Origin of the sequence: Frankia sp. AiPs1 (assembly GCF_023716945.1) — a bacterium.
GTDB lineage: Bacteria > Actinomycetota > Actinomycetes > Frankiales > Frankiaceae > Frankia.
In genome coordinates this window covers 1-3,456 of the sequence record NZ_JAMQQF010000615.1, presented here as the reverse complement: position 1 = coordinate 3,456, position 3,456 = coordinate 1, and the positions used below count along the sequence as shown (strand labels likewise).

2 protein-coding genes and 1 pseudogene are annotated in these 3,456 nt (G+C 68.9%); 2 read left to right on the top strand and 1 reads right to left on the bottom strand.

All coding sequences use genetic code 11. The features are described from left to right. The coding region (locus ND748_RS28310; RefSeq protein WP_251749245.1) for a PQQ-binding-like beta-propeller repeat protein at positions 1 to 1,578 on the top strand (1,578 nt) is incomplete at its 5' end. A 54-nt stretch (positions 1,579 to 1,632) separates the two neighbouring features. Here ND748_RS28310 and ND748_RS28305 read toward each other — a convergent pair. Further along, complete coding sequence (locus tag ND748_RS28305) at positions 1,633 to 2,865, bottom strand: geranylgeranyl reductase family protein (RefSeq protein ID WP_308205752.1); 1,233 nt, start codon at positions 2,863 to 2,865, stop codon at positions 1,633 to 1,635. Between the two features lie 344 nt (positions 2,866 to 3,209). Between ND748_RS28305 and ND748_RS28300 the strand changes: the two are divergent. Further along, positions 3,210 to 3,456, top strand: a pseudogene (locus ND748_RS28300) (NAD(+) diphosphatase); the annotation flags it as partial.

The window sequence follows — 3,456 nt, the reverse complement described above, 5'->3', positions numbered from 1 at the left end:
CTCGTCCTCGGCGCCTGCTCCAACGGTGCCGGTGCCGGAGCCGGCGAGGCTCCCGGCAGGATCGGGGCCAGCGCCGGCACCGGCGTCGGTGCCAGCACCGGTGCAGGGGACGGGTCGTGGCGCGGTGCCGCGCATGTCGCCGGGCGGTGGCGCAGCGGCATCCGCGCGGTGGAGTCGCCGCTTGCCGCCGACGACTCCGCCGTCTTCCACGCGCTGACGGCGGCGGGCGACTTCGAGCTGGTGAGCCTCGATCCGGGCTCGGGCCGGCCACGGTGGACGGCCCCGGCGAGCCCGTCGCGGGGGGCGCCGGGAGTGGGGCTGAGCACCATGACGCTCGACGGCGGCAGGGTCGTCGTCTGGATGGAGCCCGGCCAACCGGTCTCGGCCGGCGCGGTGACGGCGGGCGGCGTGTCCGTGGTCGCCGCGGAGGCCAGGTCCGGCCGCCGGCTGTGGTCCTATGGGGACGGGCGCCTCGAGTTGCCGTCCGCGCCGGAGGTCTGCGGGGACGGCGACATCTGCGTGCCAGCGGGCAACGGTTCGGGTCCGATCATCCTGGACGGTCGCACCGGCACGCCACGCAACTCCGCGGCGCAACCCGCGAACCTCGCGGGCCCCGGCCAGCTCCGGCGACCGTTCCACCCGCTCGATCCGGCAACGCCGACCACGCCCTCGATCGTGCCGGTCTCGATCGTGCCGGTGTCGACCGTCGCGGTCGACACCGAGCCGAGCCCGGGATACTCCCGCTCCATCGGCGCCGGACTCTACGACAATGGGCGGGACCTGGTCGCCTACACCGAGGCCGGGGCCGAGCGCTGGCGGCGGCCCTACGCGACCCTGTTCCGAGGCCTGGACGTGAGCCCCGACTACGGCTGGAAGGTCGGCCTGAGCGACGATCTCTACGTCGTGTCACTGGGCTACGTCCCGCCACCCGAGCAACTGGCCGCGTCGCGTTCCGGTGCCCCGCTGACCCTCGACGCCGCCAGGCTGTGGGCAACCGCCGCCTTCGACGCGCAGACCGGCGAGACGCTGTGGGTCTCGCCGACGGCCACGACGTACTGCGGCGGCCTCAACACCGACATGCGCAATCCGGTCCGGTGCACGTACACGGGCACCGTCCGGTACGGCGCACAGGACTCCTCGGCCGAGGGCGTGCAGGTCACGGTGGAGGGCTTCGGCGCCGAAAGCGGGCGGACGACCTGGCGGTGGGTCGCCGGAGCGGTCCCGGGCCTGGTCTTCTCCACCGCGGCGGGCTCGCCGGACATCCTGCGGGTCGACGACACCCGCTACGCGGTCCGGACGCCGCAGCGGACGGTTCTGCTCGACGTCGCGAACGGCCCGCTGAACGAGCCGCCCCCGGTAGCCGGCTGGTGTTTCACGGGCGCCCTGGCGAAGCCGGGTTTCACCGTCGACGGCAACGGCGGCGACGCCCGGTACAAGGACGATCGCTGGTACCCCTGCGCCGAGGGTGGACCGGTCGATGTTCCCAGCACGACCCCGCGGTTCGCCGGCGCACTCGTCGGCAACATGTACGCCTGGCGTGACGCCGACGGCCAGGTCCGCGGCGGCCACGTGAGCTGACCGCCGCCGGTCACCACCGGAGTCGAAGAGCCGACAGGTCCCGTCTGGGCTGAATCATCGTGTCCGTGCGGCGTGGGCCAGAATTCTGAGGCCAGTGGACACGTACATGCGGCGCTCGTCGAACAGCATCAGAGTCGTTGCACTCATGACGTGGCGATCGCGAGCTGCTGCTCGAATGACTGTTTCTGCCCATTTCTCATGCCCCATCATCATGTTGGCGACGGTGCAGCTTGCGAAATGCAGACGGAAGCGACGTCGGAACCGCCGCTCGAAGGTCTGGAGGCCGATGCGCAGTGCTGCGTGGTCGATGCCGTTCCAATCGCCGAGCGTGTCGGCCAGCATTTCTGCGGCCACCATCCCGTATGCGATTCCTTCGCCGCTCAGGGGGTTGATGGTGGCGGCCGCATCACCGATCAGAACGGCGCGAGGATGTGACATCGGAGGGATCTTGCCCGCGTGTGGCAAATGATGTGCAGAGCCTCCGCCCGGATCTTCCAGGCTGAAGCCTCTTGCCCGTAGGTCGGCCGTGTAGGACTTCAGCAGTACATGGAGATTCAAGGATTTTTCTCGCAGGACGGACACGGGAAGACCGACTCCGAGATTTACGACCTCGTTGGAGACCGGGAATACCCAGCCGTAACCGGGTAGCATCCTCTTGCCGAAGTCCAGGCGCAGCGGCAAGATTTCTTGCGGGGTGCGACGTGGGTCGGAGAACTTGGCGTAGGAGCGCATGGCGATGGAGGAGTATCGGTCGTCCTGGCGTCCCACGCCAAGATCCCGCCGTACTCTGGAATATGCACCGTCCGCCCCGACCAGCAGAGCCGTTTCGACGGAACTCACTCTCACGCCTTCTTTGAAGAAGCACGTGCGGCCGTCTCCGGTCAGCTTTGATGACTGATATGAAGCTCCTTCCCAGACGTCGACTCCCAGCTTGCGTGCCTCGTCGACCAGGCGCGCGTCAAGTTTCTCGCGGGGCAGGACGAAGCCAGCAAGATCGCGGCCAGCCATGGTTGGACCGGTAGCTGTTGCCTCCGTCCTGTCTGGTCCAGTGACTCGGACACACACGGGCGAGACGGCATCGTGGACGACGCCCAGTAAGCCAAGTCTGCGAAGCACCGCGACAGCCCCTGCGCCGAGGGCGTCGCCGCAGGTTTTATCGCGGGGAAAGAATGCTTTGTCGGTGAGTAGTACACGAAGTCGTGGGTTCTGCCTCTTCAAGGCGCAGGCCGCCACGCTCCCGGCCGGACCGGCGCCAACGATGACCGCGTCGTAGCTGCCTCTGACCACCGCCGGAGTCTACGTGGTCGGGCGTCGACGGGATGGCTACAGGTGGTCACAGCAGGTCGGTTCGGTGCGATATCGGAGGAATCCCAAAAACCGTCAACCAACATCTTGGTTGAATATTCGGGAGTGGCGGGAGGTTCATCCAGTTAGCGAGGAAAACAAGATCTATCTGAACATCAACCGACAGATCCGGGCCTGACGGGCAGTACCGGCGGAGCGGTCGCCAGGAAGAGCCGCCCGCTCGGCGGTGGTGGACCTGCTTCCCGGCCGTGGCCCTCACGCGTTCGACGGGCGCCCGGGACGGCATACGGTGAACGGGCGTGCGGCTTGTACTGGAGGATGGCACTGTGACTGACTTCGGACTGGTTCGGCCTCCTGTGCTGGCAGGGACCGCCCTGTTGCGAGACGAGGCGCTGCGGCAGGACACCGTGCGGCAGAAGGAGGGCTGGGCCACGGCCCGGGTCGTCCTCGTCGACGAGGAGGGTCGCAGTCCCGTGCGGTGGGGGCCGCGGGTCGACCAGCCCAGCGCCGGCGACCAGCCCAGCGCCGGCGACGTGCCCGGCGCCGCCGGCGAGGCGGACGGCGGCCCCCGGC